The following is a 22,196-nucleotide window of genomic DNA, read 5'->3' on the forward strand; positions in this document are numbered from 1 at the left end:
TGGCAGTTTTTAACCGTTTTTATAGCCTTTTCAGGAGTGAAATCATGTGTAAATGTGCAGTGAAAAAAGAGAAAAAATCTAGAGTTATGACCGTTAAAAATAGCTGGCGGTTAAGGGCTTTATTTCGTATTGAAAAGCTTATCCGGGAAGTTGGCCAGGAAGCAAGAGCAAAACGAATGGGTTATTGTGGAAATACTATTTTCGTGAAGGTTAAAAAAGGAGACCCATCCAATGTTTTATATGAACCGCAACTACGTTGTAAAGACAGGGTTTGTCCAGTGTGTAATTCATATCGTGCTTCTATTCTATCTCGAAAGGTAGAAAAACTTGGTAAAGATATGGAAAACCCTCATTTACTGACAATAACTGCTAATACATTAAACAGGGATAGTTTAAAAACTGCTGTTAATTATTTTAAGAAATCAACAAGTTTACTTAAAAAAGAGCGTTCATGGTGGAAAAGATATATCCGGGGAGGCGTGGAACATATTGAAATTACATACAAAGAAGGAACCGGCTGGCATGTTCACTCACACATGTTAGTTGATCTGGCCGTTGATCGTAAAGTTGAGAATATGCAGCTTACAGACAATGGTTATTTTCTAGACCCACTGAAGAAAGACCTTGAGCATGTTCTTTTAAAAGTTGGTCTTGGCACTATTTCAGATATCAGGCCGGTAACCGAAGGATATGGAAAGGAAATCTCAAAGTATTCCATGAAGTTTGATCTTGATATTGAAGAAGCTCGACTTAAGGAGATAATTGTTGATATGAAGGGTAAAAGGATGGTGTTAAGGTTTGGTAACTGTTATGGCCAGAAAGAGATGGAAGAACTTACACCGAAAGAGGAAGAACAATATGAAACACTTGGAACTATTAAGGAAGTTGTTGATAAGTGCTTTAAAGAGACGGGTGTTGATAGTGAGCTGGTCGGGTTTGCACTCGGAGCGGTAAAGATCGGACTCATAGAGTTATGGTCAGCTAGCTATGAACCTGAACCTTTTCAAGGCGTGAAAAATGATTCATCCTAACATGATTTCTACTTCCCTGATCCTTTAGTAAAAAAACGGAAAGGGAAATCACAAAATCCTTTTCATTTACACTTTTTTTATAATGCTTTTAAACTAAAGGTTTCTGGAAGTATGTAAAGGCATGACAAAACGCCTTATCTTTGGCGTGATTTTTCATACTGTAAGAAATTTCAATATTAAAAAGGGATTTACATAAAAGTTAGTAATGCAGTGATACTTAGTATTTGTAATATGTTTTTTACTCCAGGATGATTGCTTTTAAAACGAAACCAAAAAAAACTTTTTACAAATACGGCTATAACAAAAGGTGCTGAAAACAGTTAATAAAATATTGGAGACCTTCATGGCAATTGTATATAATGCAGCCGATAGCGACATGCAGACGCGATCAGGCTTCGGGAAGGGAGGAGTATATGTTTAAACGAAGCGGTGTCTGGTGGGCGTGTATAAGGCACAATGGTAGGAAGATTCAGAAGAGCCTTGAAACCTCTGATAAAAAGCTGGCGAAAGCAATTGAAGCAAAGATTCGAACAGCAATTGTTGAAGGAAAGTATTATGAAAAGCCTATAGAACGTGATAAGACCTTCGCGCAGTTGATGGATAAGTTTATGAAGGAACATGCACCAAAGGTGTCAGACAGTATGCAGAGAAGTTATGCTTCATATTTAAAGCATCTTATTCCTTATTTTGGGGATTCAACTTTATTGTTAGTATCCCGTAAAAAGATATCCGGTTATAAGGTCTTAAGAAAGGATGAAGGAGCCAGGCCAGCTACTATCAATCGTGAGTTGGCAATGGTATCTAAGGCTTTTACATTAGCCCTTGAGGATTGGGAATGGATTGATGGCAATGACAAGCCTTTTTCCAAAATGTCATACGAGAAGGAGAACAACGTGCGTGACAGATGGCTGACAGAAGAGGAAGAAAAGAGGCTTCTTGAAAGTAGTCCTGGGTGGTTGCGTGAGATAATTAACTTTGCATTGAATACCGGCTTAAGACAGGATGAATTACTTTCCCTTGAATGGAACAGAACAAATCTTTTCCGTAAAACCATTCTTATCAAGAAAACAAAGAATGGAAAACCTAAGACTGTTCCATTGAATCGAAACGCAATGGAGGTGATTGAGCGGAAGTCCGAGGAAAAGGTAAGGATACTTAAAAACGATTTTGTATTTGTCAGCAGTCATGGAACAAAGATTGATCGGCATAATCTCAGAAGGGCCTTTAATAATGCTGTAAGAAGGGCTGAGATTGAAGATTTCAGGTTCCATGATCTGAGACATTGCTTCTGTACCAAGCTGGCACAAAGAGGAGTAGATATATACAAAATTGCTAAGCTGGCCGGACATGAAGACATTCGGATGACTCAAAGATACTCTCACCATTGCCCGGAAAGTTTGAGAGATGGAGTCGAAGCTTTAGAAGTTGACTACAATCTGACTACAATGGAAGAAAAAAGAGGATTTTAAGCATGACAGAATTAGTCATAACCCTTTTGCAGGAAATGGTCGGGGCGACTGGATTCGAACCAGCGACCTCTTGAACCCCATTCAGTTCCATTGGTATAAATTGTTTTTTATTTTAATTCTAACTGTTTTAGTTTATTTGGCTTATAGGCACATTTCCACAATCTAATTTTAGTCTATTTCAGGGTGTTTTGAGATATTTTGGGTACAATTTGGGCACAGTAAACCTCTTTTTTGGCACTCAAGAGACTGGGGGCGAATCCCTGTTTCGGCTATGATAACAATTTTGTATTCAAGTGCTTAGTATTTTTAACAAGGCAAAAATACCGTTACTAGGTGAAAATATGCTGTGAATGGATAGTTATGTGGATATCTTTACTGCAAAAATATATCTAACTTATGCAAGCCAATGGCATTCATTTTGCGAATTTCAAACTGTTGTGGGCTTGATACGCGAATATATCAATAAACGGAGTTGACAATTTTTTAATAATTCTCATAATAAAGCGGATGAATAAAAAAACACTCCCAGAACCTACGGTACTTGCCTTTATTATTTGTGATACTGTGGTTGAAGATAAGTTAACAAATAAAAAAAGTCTAATAGGCTTATTTAGTAATGTTAATGCAACCCATTTCCCATGCACGTTACCAGTAATCAATGTTTTTGTTAGTTTAACGGGAGGACATGGCGAATATCAATGTTCATTGTCTTGCATGAAAGACGATGGAAGCAATGAAATTCTTAAACTATCAGGTCCAATTAAATTTGAAAACCCCTTAGCGATTGTGGAATCAAATTTTACCATAGGAGGGGCATCTTTTCCGGATGCAGGTATATACCGCTTTGAATTTTCATGTAACGATATACCTATAATTTCTAGGAAATTTCAAGTTATAGAAAGGAAAAATTCATGAGCTTAGTTGCTGAACAGGAAATGAAAGTTTTTAAGAAAGGCAATGCGGAAGTGGAAACTTCTAAAGATGGCCCAGAGTTGAAATGTTATTTTTACCACTTCACTGTTGACTTACACCCTGTGATAGTCCCATGTCAAGAATTAACAGATGAAGAGATTGTGACCCTTGCAGAAAAATCAGGTTCTTTTGATTTCCTTTATGAACCAGAGGAGGACATTTACAGCCCTTCAGATGGTACTCCAATATGAAAAAAGGTGATGTTGTATTAATTACTTTTCCTTTTACTGATTTATCATCTGTCAAAGTAAGGCCAGCACTTGTCATTTCCAATGATAGCTACAATGAAATCCAGGATGATACCGTATTGCTTTTAATAACCTCTAATATTACAAGGTTATCACCTGATGACTACCTTCTTGAATCAGAAAATCCTGAATTTGCGAATACAGGACTAAAAAACCCTTCAGTTTTTAGAGTGGGAAAAATACATACATTAAAAAAAACACTTTTACGTAGTAAACTGGGCTTTGTGGGTTCTGGTATTTTAAAGGAAATAGAAGACCGGTTACGTAACTTGTTACAGCTTTGATATTAATATTTACAAGTACGAAAAAAAGTAATTGAAAAATTATAGCTTTTAAAGCTTGCCCGTTTTCAATGCTGAAACTACGAAGGTTAAGATAATTTTCTATTTAAATATTAATTCCATGTCCTAAAATAAATTTCAAATCAGATGTATTTGTTACTGCTGTTTCTGGAATCAATTTGTATTCCCAAGGTTTATCTTTCAGCTCTTTTGTTGCGACTTCTGCCCATTTTATTGCGACCCTTGCTTTTTCTTTTACATCCTCCTTTATAGTAGGTTGTAAATCCCTCATGCCTTTTATTTCAATGAGATATTTTTTGTTCTCTGTTTCCGCTATAAAATCTGGTGTATAGGAATGCCCTCGATGATAAATAGGAATTTTGCCCTCTGGTGGCCTTATCCATTTAATAACGGCATTGTCTTTTTCAAGGATCGCAGAAAATTCCTTTTCGGGCACAGAATCAAAAGGTATTAATGGGTAAATTGTCTTCTCGAATCCCTCAAACAGATAGCTTTTGATACGAGAGGCTTCAACATTGTCATTATAGTGTAATACTCCCTTTTCAAGATAAACTGTTTTGGAATATTCTTTTGGAAATCTTAAGGGATTTTTTCTGATAGAAACCTCAACTTCATTTTCTTCGTGAATATTAGCTTCAATCTGATTTCTTAAATCATTAATAATTGCTTTACGATATAAATGAACTATCTTTTTTATATCCTTTTCATCCACATTCATCCTTTCTATGTATTTCTTTGCCAAATCAAGTGCCACTTCTTTGTCATTTTCCGCAGCCAGTTCCTCAACCTCATCAATAAGACGGCCTGCAATAAAAACGACCGGATTTTCTACTTCTAACAGATCTACCTCCTGGCTTTGCCGCTCAAGACCGGAAGCTAAGTCATGCTCTATAATTCTTTGCGAAACCAACTCAAAGGGACCAGTTTGCACTTGTACTTCAAAAGTAGCAATGTCACGCTTAGGATAGATATCTAAAAAAATATGAGGGACATCAATTGTTAATTTAGCATAATTGACAAGTATCTCTTTGTATTTTCGCTTTATTTCTTCAGGATTGATTTCAGGAAGCGCCTCTTTTTCATCATCAAATAGAGTTAACTGAGCGGAGTTATCCTTTTCTTTTGAGTCTGGATGAATGTTAGATTCTAATTTTTCTTTTTTCTCCTCAAACGCCTTTATGTCTCTATTTACAAGCTGCTCAACAACTTCGTCAATTTTTTCTTGCTGTGTATAGTGTGAAGCAAATAGGCTTAAATCCAATTCCTGCATTTTGTCGAGTACTTTTTCGGTATCAATAAATTTTCGCTGTACTTTTACTGTTTTTCTCGGTGTTGTATCTGATTCATCTATTTGTCTAATCTTAAAGAGAGGGCTGTTTTTAGACGCATCAATCAGTTTTGCGTAATTATCGTGGCTGATAATCTCTAACGAGTCTAAATCAACATCATCGGTTATGGTTCCAAAAGGCAATCGCAAACCTCTGCCGATTGTCTGTTCGGTCAGAATTTCGCTTATTGATGCCCTTAGCGGGATAATCGTATAAAGATTTTTAACGTCCCATCCTTCCTTAAGCATATTAACGTGAATCACAATTTCAACAGAACTTCTATAGCTTTCAACAGAAAGCAATTGTTTTATGTTTTCATCACTTTCTACGCCTGTTTTACCTGAATGAACCTCTATAACCTTTCCTTTGTATTGCCCTTCAAAGAAAGAATCAGATTCTATTCTTTTTCTCACTTCACTTGCATGTGTTGTGTCTTTTGTTGAGATAAGTACAAATGGTTTAACAGGCGGCAAATTGTTAGCGGCGCAATATTCAAGAAGCCGTCCTTTTTTTATTTCATGAAGCGTCATACCATCCATGAGTTTTAATGTCTCTATCTCTTCGGCATCTGAAGTTGTAAGATTGCTTCTTGTTACAACAGTTGGTGTTTTTATAAATCGGCCTATTGATTCCGCTAGAGTAAAAGAATAAATTACATTATCTTTGGTCTTAGGGGTAGCGGTATATTCAAGTCCTAAAACAGGCTTTAAATGATTAATCGCTTTTAAAGATGCAGGTGCTCTGTATCTGTGGCTTTCATCCATTAAAATAACAAGGTCACCCATTTCCCGTAAAATCGCTGAAAATGAATCCCCCAGTTGTTCATGAAAGCGGTGAAATCGGAAATCCGCATCACCACGCTTAAATATCTTACTGATATTAAAAATGAAAATATTGGCTTCGTCATAAATTGTTAACTGGTCAGGGTTAAATCGTAAATAATTATCACCATCCCATATTGATGGCTGTGGAAAATCAGAAAGCCCGACAAACATATATTTTGGGTGTGATGCATGAAGTTCTGCTCTCAGCTTATCGTAAATGGTGATATTTGGAGAGAGAATAAAGAAGTTTTTATATCCCCTGGTTTTCCACAAATAATAGATAGACGCGCCCATAAGCCGTGTTTTTCCAACTCCCGTTGCAAGGGCAAAGCAGAAAGAGGGAAAGTCCGTATCAAATTTAATCGGTGTTGTCGCTTTGCTCTTTTCACTGGCCCTGGCTTCAACAGTTTCAAGTGTTGCGGTTTTATAATCAAGTCCATTGCTTATGGTATCCAGTAATTCCAGAGCTTTTTCCTGCGGCTCTCTCAAACTCATATATTGTTTTATTAAATAAGGTAAGTTCATCTTTTATCCTCATCAAAATCACATTTTTCCAATAAGTTCCTGGGTATCTTTTTAATCTCAACATTATCAGGTATTTTAAGATTTCTGGATTTCCTGGTGCAGTAAATTAACAATGACTGGTCTTTGCCAATATCTTCCGATAGTGATTCCATATAAGCTTGTGTGAGCAGGCGGGTTGTTACATGCAAAAAACGCTGTTCGCTGCTGATTCCGTGTAAACGGCCATCTTTTCGATAACGGAAATTTTCAATTTTGCAAATTGATTTTATAAGTAAGGTCTCGTCATATTTTGGATTGATAATATATACAGGATGTTTGTCCGTGGAGAGGTCTTTGTCTTTTACAAGCAAAGATTCCGCAAGACGGTAATATTTAAAACTGCCGCCGCCTTTCCAGTTGACTGCTTCGGATATTCCGCCTTGGTCTGTGCCGTCTATTACTTTCTGCATTCTGGGGATAATATGGGTATGGCAATGTTCTCCCAACTCGCACATTATCCATTTGCGCCCCATTTTGTGCGCTACAGCTCCGGTAGTACCGGAACCTGCGAAAGAGTCAAGAACAAGGTCGCCGAGATTTGTGGAAATATGAATTATTCTCTGCAAAATTCTTTCAGGCTTTGGTGTGTCAAAAGGTATCACCTCTGGAAATAGCGCTTGAACCTCTCTTTTCGCCTCTTGCGTATGCCCCACTTCATCATGTGGCCACCAAGTGCGGGGGACAAGACCACTCTGAACTTCATTAAGATAGAGTTTGATTGCAGGTATGTTGTTTCCTTTCTTCCCGAAGCTTATTCTACCATCTTTAACCATGCGCCAAAAATCACTTTCAATCATGCGCCAATGGCTCCCTTTGGGAGGGCTGACTTCTCGACCGGATGGTGTAACAACGGTATACATAAGACCAGCGTGTCGTTCTTCAGCGGCAAAAATTGGACCAAGACGCCATGATCCCTTGGGATCGTTATCCGGATTCTTATAGTTCTTAGAGCTTTTCGCATCTCTTTCAAGCAAATTTCGTTTGTGCCGCCAGTCCAAACCAAGAGGCGAGTACACAAGTAGATAATTGTGCCCAGGTGAAATGGCAGCAGCATTGCTACGTCCATAGAAGTTCTCCCAAACAACAGTAGAAACGAATGCCTTTCTCCCACAGATTTCGTCACATAATACCTTCAGATAATGCCCCTCATTGTCGTCAATGCTGATCCAGATGGCCCCATCAGAGCGCAATAACTTCCAAAGTATTTCAATTCTATCTCGCATGAGTCCCAGCCAAAGAGAGTGTTCCACCCCATCATCATAATGTTCAAAAGCACTGCCTGTATTATAGGGAGGGTCAATATATATACACTTTATCTTCCTTGCAAAATCCTGCTCCAATGCTTTTAAGGAAAGTAGATTATCCCCAAAGATAAGCATGTTTTCACTATTCGGGTCACCGTAGCTTTTTTTCGACTCTTCTATCAGTACACGGGGTTCCAGTTTTACCCGCTCATCTTTACCTACCCAAGTGAGTTCTAATTTCTGTTTCTTTGCCATTTTTTAATTTGTTTCCATTATGGCATTTCCAACGGATATAATTGCATTTTTCCGCATTGACATTGCCAGTAACTACCGCTTTTATTTCTATTCGGCAAGTTTCCACAAATACTGCAAGTCAGAGTTTCACATAATAAAATTGTATGCTCTGCAAAATCTTTCACCTGGGTATCTGAGAGTAATGAACCTGATATATTCCAATGACTTCCTACTTGATTTCTAATAAAAGACATATTTTCAAGTTTTTCGATAAGAGGTTTTATTTCAAGCTCAATTTTTGTTCCATCATCATTATGTTGTATAGTTTTCAGGTGTTTTCTATGCTTTGATAAACTATCAAAAAGAATCCCTAATCCAAACTGCTGTAATGGTTGTCGTGGCACTAATAACCTGTATCTCAGAGCAAGTTGGTCAAGAATACCCTCCAAAAGAATTCCTGCTTTAGATGCAATATTCTGTCGATTATCAACGGTAATATTCTCTTTTAATGTTTTTAGTTCATCAATTAACAACTTCGATTTTGAGTGTCTTATTCCTGCTTGTTTAGTCCAAAGTTGTAAATCAATAAATTGTACTTTGTTAGCCGGTCCACCACCGATACGATAAAAATCCCGCCACGGCCTATAATGTGTGGTAACAACCATATGGGAAAAATTATCAGATTCATCATGCAGTATATTCAGGAAGCGTTCTCTATGTGCTTCATCTGCGGATGTTACAACATCATCAAGAACAATAATTGTGTTGTCATCATTGAAGTATTTTGCCAATGCAAGAAACGTACAAATTCCCAAAGTGTCAAGATGTGCATCACTATAAAATGCTTGCGGTGGTATACCGGTAGAACCCTGAAAAACACAATCATATTCTAACGAACCTCGTACATTTGCCTTTAAGTATAAGCGTATACCTCCCAATCCTTCTTCTGGATGTATTGTCTGATAAAGCCGCTCTACTTCACTTGAGACTGCTGTAAGGATATTATCGACATATTGCTTTCTTACTGTGGGAACTATTCTTTCAAATTTTTTTAACCGTTCAAGAATGGCAGCATCCTTTTTGCTTTTCGCTTCTTTTTCTTTTATGGATTCAAGCAAGGATTTTACTGTTGCTTTTTGATGTTGTTTTTTCCCAGCTCTATCTTTCTGCTCTTCCAGGAATGCTTTATATTTGCCATACTTTTCTAATTCTTTTTTTGCTTTCTCTACATCTGGTTTATTATCAGTATCAGTATCAGTATCAGTATCAGTATCAGTATCAGTATCAGTATCAGTCAATTCAAAAATTAATTTATCATAATCTATTTTACTTTCGTCTTCTACAGCTCCTTTTTTTTGGGTGGCTTCAATTTTTAGAACTAAGTCAGAAGTACATTTCTTATAATCCTCTTCTCTCGTTTTTACTAATCTGTTAGCAGACTCTTTTTCCTTTTGTGCATTTCCTAAAATACCTATAAGCGTTGTCAAACCTGTCATATCAGATAGTCTTTGTATTAGCCTATTTAAAATATCACCACTACTAATTTTCTTTTCACAAACAGGGCAAATATCAATTTGTTCGTTATTAGTGAAATAATCTTTTGCTGTATTGAGAAGCTTTTGTAAATCTTCTTTTGAAGTCTCTTTTTCCTGGAATTTATCCAGTTCTGTAACGGCAAGTTTTTCTTTTTCAGATTGTTCTGCAAAGACTTGTTTTGCTTTTTCTAATGCTATCTTTGTAGTTGTATATTTTTCTTGTAATGTTTGTATTTCTTCTGCATTTTTAATAATTTTTTTGAGTTCGTCTTCCTTTATTTCCGTTACTTCTTTAGCCCATTCTTCTGCTGATTTATTGCTTTCATTTAGTTCCTGTTGTAATTTTTCCAGTGCTTCCTTTGCTTGTGTTACGGAGCGTGTGCTTTCGCTATATTCACTCTCCTGATTACGAATTGCATCTCGTAACGCATTTTCACATTTTTCTATGTATGGAACTGAAAGAAATTGGGAAAGAGTTTCATATCGCTTACTTGGTGGAGCATCTATCAACTTTAAAATATTACTGCGTCTTAAAATATTAGCTACCGGAAAGCCGGAAGGTTCAGTTTCTGGTTCGGCTCCCTGATGTTGGGCTATCCATTCTTTTCCATTAAATTTTAGAGTAACGGAGACATCACCTTTAGTTTTACCTATGGCCGGGAGGTGTAATTTTTTCTTTATAGAACTCTTCTCTTCAATGCTTCCGTATTTCTGATTACAAATAAAGTCTAATGCGTCAACAATTGATGATTTACCTGTTCCATTTTCACCAAAAATCATTACCATTGGTTTGGATTTATCAAAATCAAGTTCCAAGGGTGTAGTTGCACCACGAAAGTCTTTAATTGTTAGCTTTTCAATCCTTTTTGACATTACTCACTCCTTCATTACTTTCAATTGAAAGTTCTGCCATTAATTTCCAGTCTTCTTCTGAAATATTGCCTGATGATAATTTATCGACAATGTCAGACAAATATCTGTCTTTAAGAAGGTTTGCTTCTTTAAGTTTCTTGTGAATCGACTCGGCTACGATTTTATCCGGTTTTTCAATCATGTAACTCTCCATCGAATAATAAAAATCTCATCCAATTCTACTGATTGTTTCAGTTTTGCTTCAATTTCTGAAATCAAATTTTCTTTTCTGTTGTCAACTTCATCTTGAGTTTCAAAGAGACTGCGCCTTTTATCTTTACGCTTCTTCTCTAAATCCTTGGCATCTTTATGCAAGGCAACTTTCTTATCGAGTTCGGCTTCTTTTCTCGCTTCTTTTTTTGTCTCTTTTATTTCTCTGTCCAGATTTTTTAATTCCTGCTCAAGCTGAAATTTTAAATCATCAGCCCATTTATCCAGCTTTTCCATCTCGGACTCAAAATAGTGACCATTACGCTCTGTAATTTCCATTGTAATAACGTTAGTCAACGTTTCTGTTATGGAAGTCAGTTTATCTTCGATATTATCAGGTATGGATGTTTCCAGGCCGGTTTTTCCTGGAACATTGAATAGTTTCTTGCAAGTATCAGGATCGAGAATAGTTACATCATCGGTAATGCCGGAAAAAAGTAAACGCTCTTCTGCCTCAATTGCTGATACTTTTAAAACAGACAGTTTCAACCATCCGCTCTGATTTAACAGTTGCTCAATTACTGATATTCTTTTGGGATGATTACTGCAATTAAAAGATATTTCTCTGCACGGTAGTTCTTTTAATTTAGATTTTTCTATCAATTGTTCTGCCAGAGGATGCCCAAGTCTATAAAAGTGTTCGGTATTACTATTTTTTTGAGTAACAAGGCTGTAATTTCCTTTTGAGATTAAAGAAGAGTTAATATCAGTGGGGATATCTTTTAAGTGAAACATGTATTGTGCATCATCAAATTCAGCATGATCTGATAGTTCATAACGGGTTAACTCCCAAAGCCATTTTTCAAAATTATCTATTTGGATTTTTGTTTCATCTTGATTGAGCTTTAAGCGCTTATGTACGTCCTCGTCAAAATGTTCCATGAGTTTTATGTGTGCATCTTCCATTCTGTTTTGGATGCCTGCATCTAATTCTGTCTGGAGTTCATCAAAAGCTTGTTTTATTTCTTCAGAAGTCCTGCATGTTTGATATATCGCATTTATACGCTTCTCAAAGTCTACACCGGATTCTAAAGCTCCCAAAATATCATCAGATGCTCCGAAAACACCATCAAACAAGCGCAATTTTTGTGATAAAAGTTCAAAAACTCGCTGGTCTGCTTCGTTCTTACGATTAAGGAAGTTTATAACAACAACATCGAATTCCTGTCCGTATCTATGGCAACGCCCAATCCTCTGTTCAATTCTTTGAGGGTTCCACGGCAAATCATAATTTACAACAAGGTTGCAGAATTGCAGATTTAATCCTTCGGCCCCGCTTTCAGTCGCTATCATGATTGATTTATGGTTTCTGAATTCATCAACTAATGCCGCTCGCATATCAACACTTTTTGAGCCGGAAATACAGTCTCTTCCTTCATTCTCTTTTAACCAGCTTTTATATATTTCTGTTGACTCTTTTTCAGTGTTAGTGCCATTTAATAAAACAAGTTGTCTGTCATAGCCATTTTCTTTGAGGTGATTGAATAAATATTGTTGTGTTCTTCGAGATTCGGTAAAGATAAGTGCTTTTTGAGGGGCATTAAGCTCACCAAGTTTTTTAAATCCATTTTCAAGGGCTTTAAGCAGGGCTTCTCCTTTTGCGTTAACAGTTATTGCCCTTGCTAATGCCTGATAGTTTTTAAGTTCTACAACTTCCTGTTGAATAGCTTTTCTTATAATAGTTTTTTCTTCTTCATCGCTTAAACTTCTTGCTTCATCAATGTTATTTTCATCACCCTGCCATTCTTCTTTTAATTCATCAATAGTTTCGTATTCATCATTTAAGATGTCTGCATCATATGTATTACTTTCAGATATACTGTTTTCAAGGCGATTTACTAATTTATCCAATGTTGAGCAGATCGCAAAAGTTGAAGAAGCGAGAATTTTACGGACAACCAGAGTTATCAGTGTTCTTTGACTGTTCGGCAGGGCATATGTAGAATTACGTTGCAAATAAGCAGAAACATACTCATAAAGCTCAAATTCTTTATCTGTCGGTGTAAAATCTTGTGTAATGGAAATTCTGTTTGTGTACTGGATATATTCCAGAACTTGTCTTCTAAGTGTTCTTTGGCAAACAGGGCTAATACGGTCACGTAAATTCTCATAAAAGGCTTCTTGTGCAACTCCTGATCTCACATATTGTTCTCTGAAAGACTGTGTACTTCCAAAAATATGTGAATCAATAAAACTTACAAGACCATATAATTCCATTAAGCTGTTTTGAAGTGGTGTTGCCGTTAACAATATTTTGGGACTGTTTCCAATTGCAGCTTGAATCGCTTTTGCGATCTTATTGCTTTTTTTATATACATTTCTCAAACGATGCGCTTCATCAATAATCACTAAATCCCATGGAATAGCCATTATATTATCTGATTTACTTCTGGCAAAATGGTACGAGCAGATTACTATTCTATTACTCAAGTCAAAAGGGTTTATATCTTCATCTCTGATGGAACGATTAAAATTCCTTGATTCAAGAATAGTGGATTCGATAAAAAATTTCTCCGATAATTCTCGTTCCCACTGTTTTCTTAATGAAGCTGGAGTGATACAGAGTATTTTCCTTTTTCTTTCCGCCCATAGTTGGCTTACTATGAGTCCTGCTTCGATGGTTTTTCCTAATCCAACTTCATCGGCAAGAATTGCACCTCTGGATAATGGAGATCGAAAGGCAAAAAGAGCTGCATCCAACTGGTGTGGATTTAAATCGACAGTGGCATTGAATATAGACTTACTGAGCTTCTCCAACTGATGAGAAGAGCATTTTTTAGTCAATTCGTATGCGTAATATTTTGTATGGTATTGGGTGCTCATTCACCGCCTTTATTTTTTCTTTTGATTAATCCGGCATGGACGACGGATTTTTATAAACGAGCATGTTTTTTAACATATTATCTCTGTTGACCATGCGTCATCACGTCTTTGATAATTATGATCAACTTTATATTTGTTCATATTATTAATGTAATCTTGAAGTTTGTACTTCCGTCCTTAATGGATAATAACAAGTTTTTTTACATTTTATGGGTAGTAACGAATTTTATAGTATATCTGAGTTGTTTCAAGTGTATTCTTAATAGTCACATAGCTGTATGGAAAGACCATTCAAAAAGAAGAGCATCCTTCACTCTTTGCAAAATTAGGCAAAGAAGAGTATTTAAAGATTTTACTAAGAAAAGGGCTTGACAATACATTGCTTATTATGTATATACATTAATAGCAATGTTAAGCGTAACAATAGCAAAGTAAATGAACAGTACAAATAATAATGTATATACAATAATAGTTTCTATATGTCAAAAAAAGAAGATATAATAGTAATGCGGATTGGAAAGGAACATAAAGCTTTCCTTCAAAAAAAGGCGAAGGAAATGGGTGTCTCCTTATCAAAACTAATTGAAGAAAGTCTTCATGATACTTTTAAAAGTGATAAAGAACAAATTTTAGATTTCATTAACAAAAGAAAAGAAGAAAGACCTACATACTGGAAAACATTAGATGAATCACCAATAGCAAGGGGATTTGAAAATTATATCGTGTCTCTTTTTACCGAATTTGTAAATCCAATATCAAGAAATCCTTGGAGTCAGCCAGTTGTACTATTGGGATGGATTAAACAGCTTTTAGAGGTAACCATTAAGTATTTTGATTCAATTCCTGAAGAAAATAAAAAAATGGCTGCTGATTATATAATAATGGCAGGAAAAACACTTATTGATGGATTTACATACGTAGAATCCGAAGATAAAGAAACGCAAGAACACATAATAGATATGAAAAAAGAACTTGCTGAAAAGGCAAGCTACCATTTTACTGCGTTGGCCTTTGAAAAGGAATCGTATAACACAATAAAGAGGGAACTTGAAAAAGTCCGTGAGAAACTAGTTAAAGAATTGAAAGAAAAATAAGATGACTAGTAAACTTCTTATTAATCGTAGGTGTCCGAGATGTAAAACAGGAATAAAAATTGATGCAGATTTTATTTGACATGAAAAGCAGGTGAAATACCTATTTACTCATTTTAACTTTCTGTTTTTAGTTTTATTATTAGAAAAAAATAGGAAGACATAAGCGGCAACTTATGCCTTCCGGATAATTATTCCCATTCACCAATGAAAAAGAATAATAGACTGTTCATAGTAGTTAAAAAATTTAATATATCAACTAAAAAACCAGTGTTGAGTACGCCCACCAAGCGCACGCAAACACTGGTTTTTTTTTGGCTTTCTTTTGGCCTGTTTTTGGGAAAGAGGCTATAGACTTGATACTAAGAAGTAATTGACACCCGGATTTTTAAGTTATTGAAATGACAGAATTTACAATGTGGCCTTTTTTGGCCATTTTTATAACCTTTTCAGGAGAAAAATTATGTGTAAATGCGCAGTGAAAAAAGAGGAAAAATCTAGAGTTGTAACCGTTAAAAATAGCTGGAGACTTAGAGCTCTTTTCCGTATTGAGGGCCTTATCAAGGAAATCGGCCAAAAATCAAGAGCTAAGAGGATGGGTATATGTGGAAATACTATTTTTGTAAAAGTTAAGAAAGGAGACCCATCCAATGTTTTGTACGATCCGCAACTACGTTGTAAAGATAGAGTCTGTCCTGTGTGTAATTCATACCGTGCATCTATTCTTTCCAGAAAGGTAGAAGAACTTGGTAAAGATATGACAAATCCTCATCTTTTAACCGTTACTGCAAATGATCAGAATAGATCAAGCTTAAAAATTGCTTTCAAATGCTATAAGGAATCAATAAGACAATTAAAGCGTGAGAAAACTTGGTGGAAAAAGTATATCAGGGGAGGGGTTGAACACATAGAGGTCACATACAATGAGGGTACCGGCTGGCATGTTCACTCTCATATGCTCGTTGATCTGGCTGTTGGTCGTAAGGTTGAGAATATGCAGCTTACAGACAATGGCTATTTCCTAGACCCACTAAAAAAAGACCTTGAACATGTTCTCTTAAAAGTTGGCCTTGGCACTATTTCAGATATCAGACCGGTAACTGAAGGATACGGAAAAGAGATTTCAAAGTACTCTATGAAGTTTGGTCTTGATATTGATGATGACAGGCTTAAAGAGATTATAGTTAATATGAAAGGTAAAAGAATGGTGTCAAGGTTTGGGAATTGTTATGGACGCAAAGATATAGACGGTACTGATGGAGAGAACATGGTAACGCTTTCACCGAAAGACGAAAAAGAGTACATAACCTTGGGAACCATTAAGGAGGTTGTTTATAAGTGTTTTAATGAAACTGGGATTGATAGTGCTCTGGTAGGTTATGCTTTGGGAGCAGTAAAGATAGGGCTCATAAAGATATGTTCTGCTGACAATAAACTATTTCAAGATGAGGAAGTAGATTCATCTTGAATCTTTTAGAAAGGTGACAAGTGATGATAGTAGATTGCATGATTGCAAGCGTTGTAAACGTCTCTGATAAAGGTGTCGGGTTTCAGGTAATGTGTAAAGAGCTTAGAGATACGTTTAGAGTTTTTATTCCCATGGATAAAGTGAATGGTGAACAGTTATTAAATATGGGAGATTTTGTCAAGGTTGATTTCAACGAGTTCTTTCCGTTTGGAAATGAAGTTCGGATGGAAGTAAAGAGCGTTACTCTCGATAATGATACAAAGTGATTTGATTTCCAAATGTTTGGAGTGTGGCTAGTGTTTTTAAACGAGACGTTTCTGGAAGTATATAAAAGCATGATAAGAGCTTTTTTATGGCATGATTTTTTTTACTTACAGAAATTTCAAAATGGAAAAAGGAAAGTCCTGGAAATATTCAAAAAGACAGTGTCTTAGTATTTGTAATATGTTTTTTGCTCCGGGATGATCTCTTAATAAAGAAACTAGAAAAAACTTTTTACAAATACGGCTAAAACAAAGAATGTTGAAATGGCGATGTTAAGCGTTCAACCAGTCTGAATTATGAAAATTGAAATTGATGACAATTCACTTATAGATGAGATCGTTAAAAGGGTCGTTGTGCAGTTAAAACCAATGCTTAATAACTCTCATAACTCCGTAGATGATGAGCTAATGGATGTAAAGGGATTAGCTAAGTATCTCAAGGTTAAAGAATCATGGGTGTATGAGAAAATACACACAAAGCAAATACCATTTCAAAAAGCAGGTAGATTCCCTCGGTTCAGAAAGAAGAATATTGACAAATGGCTTGAAAATCCTTACTCTTCCCTTTATGTGTCTATAGGCCGCTCAAAAAGGAAGGAGGGCATGTATAATGAGTAGGCTCTATAAGCGAGGGAATGTATATTGGTTTGATTTTCGAATCAATGGCATAAGATATAGACAAAGTACTGGTCAAACAAAAAGAAGGGATGCAGAGGATTTTTTACATGACGAGAGAGAGAAGGCAAAGACGGGAGAATGTGCAGGTACAAAAAAGATTAAGGATTGCACAGTAACTGTTCTGGCTGCTGAATATTCAAAATGGGTAAAATTTCAAAAGTCTTACGGTAGTAAGCGATTTTTTATCAAGCACATTGTAGAGACATTTGGAAATTTAAGAGTAAGAGACCTTAATGCCAGAATCGTTGAACAATGGCAAACCATGCGACTGGAACGCCGTAAGCCCGCCACTATAAACCGGATTACAAGTTGTTTAAGGCATATGATTACTCAAGGGCAAAAATGGGAAATGGTGGACGAAGAAACAGCAAAGCGTGTTAAAAGTGTGAAACTACTGAAGGAAGATAATAAGAGACTGCGATTCTTAACCCTTGAAGAGTGCCATAGGCTGATAGATTGTTGTCAGGAGCACTTAAAACCTATTGTCACCATTGCCCTTCATACAGGTATGAGGCGGGGAGAAATCCTGGGCTTAAAATGGGAACAGGTGGATTTAAAGCATGGTTTTATTTTGCTTGATATCAGCAAGAACGGTGAAAGAAGGGAAATCCCGATTAACACAACGCTCGAATATCTTTTTAAAGAAATACCACGTAGTGTTGAAAGTATGTATGTATTTGCCGGCAAAAATGGAAACCCATTAACCGACATAAAGAATAGCTTTCACGCAGCACTAAAAAACGCTGGAATACTTGATTTTAGATTCCATGACCTCCGACATACCTTTGCAAGTCATCTAGTCATGGCTGGTGTAGATTTAACCAGTGTTAAAGAACTTCTGGGCCACAAGGATATAACAATGACGTTAAGGTATTCACACCTTGCCCCAGGGCATAAAAGAAAAGCGGTTCAAGTACTCGATAGGATCATGGAGAAGGATGAAGATATGGTCTTAAATAATGGGCACAATTTGGACACAATTTTAGAGAAAAACCAAAATGGTGATTGTCCTAAGTCCTTGGAGGAAATGGTCGGGGCGACTGGATTCGAACCAGCGACCTCTTGAACCCCATTCAAGTGCGCTAAGCCAAGCTGCGCTACGCCCCGACAAGAAAATGTATTGTAGTATTTGAGCAGGAAATTATATCAAATATCTCTTTTTCTTCAAGTACTTTCGCACATTTCATCTTACCACAACTGCCCTTTATATAAAAGCTTATAAGCTTTCGTGTGAAAGTTTGAGATTACATTCCCCGGCCCTTTATGGTATTTACACTACAAAACTATGAACTTTTTTCTCAATATTATATGGTCTAAAGAGTTGTTTTTAGATTTTATGAAACTGAAGTTCGAAGTTATATGGTTCAGGTAAATACTCCGTAGTATTCGGTCAGGTATGCTCTCCGCTTAAGCCGGAATCTAGAGTAAACGAGCCATCTGGATACCCGATAAGAAATGCGGGTTTGACAAAAGCATTGTTCGTAAAAACTTAACCTGACAATGCTGACAAATAATATTATTTATTGTATCAAAAAATATTCTGGCTACAATGTATCAGGATCAGTATCGCAGAATAGATTTCAAGGGAAATAGTATTGAAGTTGCTCGTTTATTTCTGATAAGATTTTAAATGGGTTTTTGGAAATGTTTATTCTCAATCAGATTGTAGGTATTGGAAGCTTTAGTGTAATGGATAATTTGCGTTTGATTGTTATCGTCGCTATTTTTATTGGTATCATTGTTGTGCTTTTATACTTTAGATTTTCGAAAAGTGGGAGACAAACGAATAGGAAATATATGCAGGCAACTAATTCACATGATAGTAGCAGTAAAGAGGGCAAACGTCTTGCCGGTATAGTAGATGATTTATTGAGTATAGAAGATGAGATAAAAGAGAAGTGTGGTAAGAGGGCCTCAGGATCGGAAGTAGGAATAGAGGAGAAACCGGTTATTGATCTTGAAACAATTGAAGAAAATGTAAAGAATAGAGAGGTGGAACTTACTGCAAAGTTTACTACAGAATTAGACACTATAAGAGGAGAATTCACTGCAAAAATTAAAGGATTAATTTCAAAGATAGAGGAGAGAGAGAAAGAGGTTGTAGATATAATAGAAAATATTATCGATGCAAAAGTACAAGAAAATTTATCTGAGATGAGTGGCAGGATTAGTGAGGCGCTTAAAACTCAAAAAAATTCAACGGTTTCGGTCTTGGAAAAACTCGTTGATTCTTTACGTAAAGAAGAGGTGTTCGATGAAAAAATTGATAGTGCGGATGTGGGAAAGAAAGATTTCCGGAGTTTTTTGAATAATAGATGAAAATGTTTTAGCAATGGATGAAGGCGACTCTGCCGGTTTTGATATTATATTAAAGAGTTACTGGAAGAATTGGGAGATCTTCCTTCTGAAGAAAACCCGGAATCTGAAAAGTGATGAAACGAGTTTAACTGACTTGAGATTGTCTTATGCTCTGTATCACACCTGGTATGAAATTCTTATTTATATTAAGTGACGTCTATTTCTGGTTTTGGTTCACGGAGCATTAGCTCTTTTACCGCTTTCATTGGATCTTTATCTTCATAAAGTACGTTAAAGATTTCGTTTGTAATTGGCATTTCAACATTATATTTTTTTGCTAATTTGCAGACCGACTTTGTGGTTAATATTCCTTCCGCAATCTGGTCCATCTCTTCCAATACCTGGGACAGCTTTTTGCCTTTTGCAATAAACTCACCTACCTTACGATTTCTACCGTAGGGACTGACACAGGTGGTTATTAGATCTCCCAGTCCAGCAAGCCCTGAAAATGTTTCTCTTTGCCCTCCCATTGCGACACCTAAACGTGTTGTTTCTGCCAGCCCTCTTGTTATCAGAGCCGCTTTGGAATTGTCCCCAAATCCGAGACCGTCACATATTCCTGCCGCGATTGCTATGACATTCTTAACTGATGTTCCAATCTCGACACCAGTTACATCGCTGTTTGTGTAAACACGAAAGTGTTCAGTAATAAATATCTCCTGGATTTTCGTTGCCAGTTTAATATCTTCAGATGTAACTACAACGGTAGTCGGTAGTCTTCTCGCCACTTCCTCCGCGTGACTTGGTCCCAGGAGTAGGGCTATTGGTGGTCCATTAAATACCTCACTAAGTATTTCGCTTCCGCGCATGAGTGTTTCGTTTTCAATACCCTTGATTACGCTTACAATTGGTGTTCCGGGAGTATAATAGTTTGTAAATGGTTGAAGGGTTTTTCTCGCATAAGGAGTTGGTATGGCAACTACTATTAAATCGGTGTCTTTTTGTGATCTTTCAATATCTGATGTTATTTTCAAGTCAGTGGGAATTTCGATACCCTTCAGGTATTTGGTATTTTCTCTCTGTTTTTTTAATAATTCAACATAGCCGGGTGATGAGCCCCAGAGAGTAACATCGTGTCCTTTGCTGTGTAGCACAAGTGAAAGCGCAGTGCCCCAACCACCTGTACCAAGGACTGCTATTTTTTTAGTTGTTTTTGGTTTTTCCATGGGATTTCAGTCTGGCCGTCTCGGTTCAGGATGGAAAATAGTTTGAAAAAAATCAAGAGTCGCCGTATTAGGTTTTTGCGTGTACCGTCATACCCGCCCGCCTGAATAGGTACCAGTCACCGCCAGAACAGCCTAGCCGGAATGACAGTCTTTTAGCATTAATTTGAACACGCCTAAATCTAACAGGATACTACTGAAAGTAATTAGTCTTCAAAATCCGTGATATCTTTGTAGAGAGGGTAAGTAGCGCAAAACGCTACAACCTCACTTTTAATCTCTTTTAATTTGTTGTCATCATTACTGGCTTTTAGTGCGAGATCAATCCAGTTGGCAATTTTTGGCATTTCCGGCTCTTTCATCCCGCGTGTTGTAACCGAAGGGGTACCCATTCTTATTCCACTTGGGTCGTTTGCGCTCCTTTTGTCAAATGGGATCATATTTCTGTTAAGAATAATACCCGCTTTTTCCAAGGCTACCTGTGCTTCGGTTCCTGTGATATTTTTGTTTGAAAGGTCAATGAGGAAAAGGTGGTTGTCTGTGCCGCCTGAAACGATTGTATAGTCCTTGTTTTGTAACTCACTACATAGCTTATTTGTGTTTTTAAGTGTCTGGGCCTGCGCGTCTTTAAATTCCTGAGTATTTGCCTCTTTGAATGCTACAGCTTTTGCCGCTATAACGTGCATCAGTGGTCCGCCCTGGATGCCCGGAAATATATGCTGATCTATTTTAGAAGCGTATTTAGATTTGCAGAGTATTATCCCCCCCCTCGGGCCTCTCAGGGTTTTATGTGTTGAGGTTGTTACAAAATCCGCGAGTGGTACGGGATCCTGGTGTAGTCCTGCTACGATCAATCCTGCTATATGAGCAACATCTGCTAATAACAACGCTCCTACCTCATCCGCAATCTTTTTGAATTCCGCAAAATCCAGCTCTCTTGGGTAAGCGCTTGCCCCCGCAATTATCATGTGTGGATTACTCTCTTTTGCAATTTTCCTTAATTCATCATAATCTATAAATCCTGTCTTTTTACTTACTCCATAAGTAATTTTCTCGTATAACTGCCCTGAAAAGTTCTTTTTAAAGCCATGCGTAAGATGTCCGCCATGTGAAAGGTCCATACTCAGGATTTTATTTCCCGGAGTTAATGAGGAGAACAATACTGCCATATTTGCCGACGAACCTGAATGTGGTTGGACATTAACATGCTCTGCTCCAAATATATCCTTTGCTCTCTGAACTGCAAGTTTTTCAGCTATGTCAATCGTCCCACAACCGGCATACCAGCGTTTGTCAGGATATCCTTCGGCATACTTATTAGTCATTATTGAACCTTGTGCCTGCATTACCGCGGTACTGCAATAATTTTCAGAAGCAATCAATTCAATGTGAGTCTGCTGTCGTTTTACTTCATCGCGGATTGCCGCGTAAATTTCAGGATCAACTTTTTTTAGCGTATTCATAATAGTTTTTGAGTGT

The 22,196-nt window shown here is 36.8% G+C and carries 18 protein-coding genes and 1 tRNA gene; 11 read left to right on the plus strand and 8 right to left on the minus strand.

The genetic code is table 11. From position 1 onward, the window contains the following. The 5 genes from SCALIN_RS17550 to SCALIN_RS17570 form a co-directional block, all read left to right on the plus strand. A partial coding sequence (locus SCALIN_RS17550; protein ID WP_203415553.1) for a protein rep occupies positions 1-1,031 on the plus strand: 1,031 nt, incomplete at its 5' end. Positions 1,032-1,444: 413 nt separating this feature from the next. Beyond that, on the plus strand, positions 1,445-2,500 hold the full coding sequence (locus SCALIN_RS17555; protein WP_162532389.1) for a tyrosine-type recombinase/integrase: 1,056 nt from the start codon (positions 1,445-1,447) through the stop codon (positions 2,498-2,500). Positions 2,501-3,007: 507 nt separating this feature from the next. Next, positions 3,008-3,415 (plus strand): DUF6941 family protein, encoded by a 408-nt coding sequence (locus SCALIN_RS17560; RefSeq protein ID WP_096895761.1) that lies wholly within the window; start codon positions 3,008-3,010, stop codon positions 3,413-3,415. Then, the gene (locus SCALIN_RS17565; protein ID WP_096895762.1) at positions 3,412-3,663 is read left to right on the plus strand and encodes a hypothetical protein; all 252 of its coding nucleotides are present in this window, start codon (positions 3,412-3,414) and stop codon (positions 3,661-3,663) included. The genes SCALIN_RS17560 and SCALIN_RS17565 overlap by 4 nt, the downstream gene beginning before the upstream one ends. Then, positions 3,660-4,004 (plus strand): type II toxin-antitoxin system PemK/MazF family toxin, encoded by a 345-nt coding sequence (locus tag SCALIN_RS17570; protein WP_096895763.1) that lies wholly within the window; start codon positions 3,660-3,662, stop codon positions 4,002-4,004. Before SCALIN_RS17565 ends, SCALIN_RS17570 begins: the two co-directional genes overlap by 4 nt. Before the next feature lie 103 nt (positions 4,005-4,107). Here the strand turns inward: SCALIN_RS17570 and SCALIN_RS17575 are convergent, their stop codons facing one another. The 5 genes from SCALIN_RS17575 to SCALIN_RS17595 are packed head-to-tail and all read right to left on the minus strand — an operon-like array spanning position 4,108 to position 13,696. Next, on the minus strand, positions 4,108-6,699 hold the full coding sequence (locus SCALIN_RS17575; RefSeq protein ID WP_096895764.1) for a DEAD/DEAH box helicase family protein: 2,592 nt from the start codon (positions 6,697-6,699) through the stop codon (positions 4,108-4,110). Beyond that, positions 6,696-8,237: a site-specific DNA-methyltransferase gene (locus SCALIN_RS17580; protein WP_096895765.1), complete on the minus strand. Its 1,542-nt coding sequence runs from the start codon at positions 8,235-8,237 to the stop codon at positions 6,696-6,698. The genes SCALIN_RS17575 and SCALIN_RS17580 overlap by 4 nt, the downstream gene beginning before the upstream one ends. A gap of 17 nt (positions 8,238-8,254) precedes the next feature. Then, complete coding sequence (locus SCALIN_RS17585; protein WP_096895766.1) at positions 8,255-10,624, minus strand: AAA family ATPase; 2,370 nt, start codon at positions 10,622-10,624, stop codon at positions 8,255-8,257. After that, the gene (locus SCALIN_RS17590; RefSeq protein WP_096895767.1) at positions 10,608-10,805 is read right to left on the minus strand and encodes a hypothetical protein; all 198 of its coding nucleotides are present in this window, start codon (positions 10,803-10,805) and stop codon (positions 10,608-10,610) included. Before SCALIN_RS17590 ends, SCALIN_RS17585 begins: the two co-directional genes overlap by 17 nt. Beyond that, the gene (locus tag SCALIN_RS17595; protein ID WP_096895768.1) at positions 10,802-13,696 is read right to left on the minus strand and encodes an SNF2-related protein; all 2,895 of its coding nucleotides are present in this window, start codon (positions 13,694-13,696) and stop codon (positions 10,802-10,804) included. The genes SCALIN_RS17590 and SCALIN_RS17595 overlap by 4 nt, the downstream gene beginning before the upstream one ends. A 479-nt stretch (positions 13,697-14,175) precedes the next feature. Between SCALIN_RS17595 and SCALIN_RS17600 the strand changes: the two genes are divergently transcribed. The 5 genes from SCALIN_RS17600 to SCALIN_RS17620 all read left to right on the plus strand — a co-directional run bounded on the left by SCALIN_RS17600 (position 14,176) and on the right by SCALIN_RS17620 (position 18,262). Next, on the plus strand, positions 14,176-14,790 hold the full coding sequence (locus SCALIN_RS17600) for a hypothetical protein (protein WP_096895769.1): 615 nt from the start codon (positions 14,176-14,178) through the stop codon (positions 14,788-14,790). A 460-nt stretch (positions 14,791-15,250) separates the two neighbouring features. Beyond that, positions 15,251-16,255, plus strand: coding sequence for a protein rep (locus tag SCALIN_RS17605; protein ID WP_096895770.1), 1,005 nt, complete (start codon positions 15,251-15,253; stop codon positions 16,253-16,255). 23 nt (positions 16,256-16,278) lie between these two features. After that, the gene (locus tag SCALIN_RS17610) at positions 16,279-16,521 is read left to right on the plus strand and encodes a hypothetical protein (protein ID WP_096895771.1); all 243 of its coding nucleotides are present in this window, start codon (positions 16,279-16,281) and stop codon (positions 16,519-16,521) included. A gap of 294 nt (positions 16,522-16,815) precedes the next feature. After that, complete coding sequence (locus SCALIN_RS17615) at positions 16,816-17,136, plus strand: helix-turn-helix domain-containing protein (RefSeq protein ID WP_096895772.1); 321 nt, start codon at positions 16,816-16,818, stop codon at positions 17,134-17,136. Beyond that, entirely contained in the window at positions 17,129-18,262 is a 1,134-nt protein-coding gene (locus SCALIN_RS17620) for a tyrosine-type recombinase/integrase (protein WP_096895773.1), read from the plus strand. The genes SCALIN_RS17615 and SCALIN_RS17620 overlap by 8 nt, the downstream gene beginning before the upstream one ends. Here SCALIN_RS17620 and SCALIN_RS17625 read toward each other — a convergent pair. Next, positions 18,225-18,303 (minus strand) — tRNA-Pro (locus SCALIN_RS17625). The genes SCALIN_RS17620 and SCALIN_RS17625 overlap by 38 nt on opposite strands. Before the next feature lie 537 nt (positions 18,304-18,840). Here SCALIN_RS17625 and SCALIN_RS17630 point away from each other — a divergent pair. Further along, on the plus strand, positions 18,841-19,515 hold the full coding sequence (locus SCALIN_RS17630; RefSeq protein ID WP_133112014.1) for a hypothetical protein: 675 nt from the start codon (positions 18,841-18,843) through the stop codon (positions 19,513-19,515). Positions 19,516-19,700: 185 nt separating this feature from the next. Here SCALIN_RS17630 and SCALIN_RS17640 read toward each other — a convergent pair whose 3' ends face one another. Both SCALIN_RS17640 and SCALIN_RS17645 read right to left on the minus strand, forming a co-directional pair. Further along, positions 19,701-20,720, minus strand: coding sequence for an NAD(P)H-dependent glycerol-3-phosphate dehydrogenase (locus SCALIN_RS17640; RefSeq protein WP_096895776.1), 1,020 nt, complete (start codon positions 20,718-20,720; stop codon positions 19,701-19,703). Positions 20,721-20,923: 203 nt separating this feature from the next. After that, complete coding sequence (locus SCALIN_RS17645) at positions 20,924-22,180, minus strand: serine hydroxymethyltransferase (RefSeq protein ID WP_096895777.1); 1,257 nt, start codon at positions 22,178-22,180, stop codon at positions 20,924-20,926. Between the last annotated feature and the right edge of the window lie 16 nt (positions 22,181-22,196).

It is taken from the genome of Candidatus Scalindua japonica (assembly GCF_002443295.1).
Taxonomy (GTDB): Bacteria; Planctomycetota; Brocadiia; order Brocadiales; family Scalinduaceae; genus Scalindua; species Scalindua japonica.

Coding starts and splice junctions, on each gene's coding strand:
- SCALIN_RS17555 (WP_162532389.1), top strand. CDS start 1,445: ATGTTTAAACGAAGCGGTGTCTGGTGGGCGTGTATAAGGCACAATGGT.
- SCALIN_RS17560 (WP_096895761.1), top strand. CDS start 3,008: ATGAATAAAAAAACACTCCCAGAACCTACGGTACTTGCCTTTATTATT.
- SCALIN_RS17565 (WP_096895762.1), top strand. CDS start 3,412: ATGAGCTTAGTTGCTGAACAGGAAATGAAAGTTTTTAAGAAAGGCAAT.
- SCALIN_RS17570 (WP_096895763.1), top strand. CDS start 3,660: ATGAAAAAAGGTGATGTTGTATTAATTACTTTTCCTTTTACTGATTTA.
- SCALIN_RS17575 (WP_096895764.1), bottom strand. CDS start 6,699: ATGAACTTACCTTATTTAATAAAACAATATATGAGTTTGAGAGAGCCG.
- SCALIN_RS17580 (WP_096895765.1), bottom strand. CDS start 8,237: ATGGCAAAGAAACAGAAATTAGAACTCACTTGGGTAGGTAAAGATGAG.
- SCALIN_RS17585 (WP_096895766.1), bottom strand. CDS start 10,624: ATGTCAAAAAGGATTGAAAAGCTAACAATTAAAGACTTTCGTGGTGCA.
- SCALIN_RS17590 (WP_096895767.1), bottom strand. CDS start 10,805: ATGATTGAAAAACCGGATAAAATCGTAGCCGAGTCGATTCACAAGAAA.
- SCALIN_RS17595 (WP_096895768.1), bottom strand. CDS start 13,696: ATGAGCACCCAATACCATACAAAATATTACGCATACGAATTGACTAAA.
- SCALIN_RS17600 (WP_096895769.1), top strand. CDS start 14,176: ATGTCAAAAAAAGAAGATATAATAGTAATGCGGATTGGAAAGGAACAT.
- SCALIN_RS17605 (WP_096895770.1), top strand. CDS start 15,251: ATGTGTAAATGCGCAGTGAAAAAAGAGGAAAAATCTAGAGTTGTAACC.
- SCALIN_RS17610 (WP_096895771.1), top strand. CDS start 16,279: ATGATAGTAGATTGCATGATTGCAAGCGTTGTAAACGTCTCTGATAAA.
- SCALIN_RS17615 (WP_096895772.1), top strand. CDS start 16,816: ATGAAAATTGAAATTGATGACAATTCACTTATAGATGAGATCGTTAAA.
- SCALIN_RS17620 (WP_096895773.1), top strand. CDS start 17,129: ATGAGTAGGCTCTATAAGCGAGGGAATGTATATTGGTTTGATTTTCGA.
- SCALIN_RS17630 (WP_133112014.1), top strand. CDS start 18,841: ATGTTTATTCTCAATCAGATTGTAGGTATTGGAAGCTTTAGTGTAATG.
- SCALIN_RS17640 (WP_096895776.1), bottom strand. CDS start 20,720: ATGGAAAAACCAAAAACAACTAAAAAAATAGCAGTCCTTGGTACAGGT.
- SCALIN_RS17645 (WP_096895777.1), bottom strand. CDS start 22,180: ATGAATACGCTAAAAAAAGTTGATCCTGAAATTTACGCGGCAATCCGC.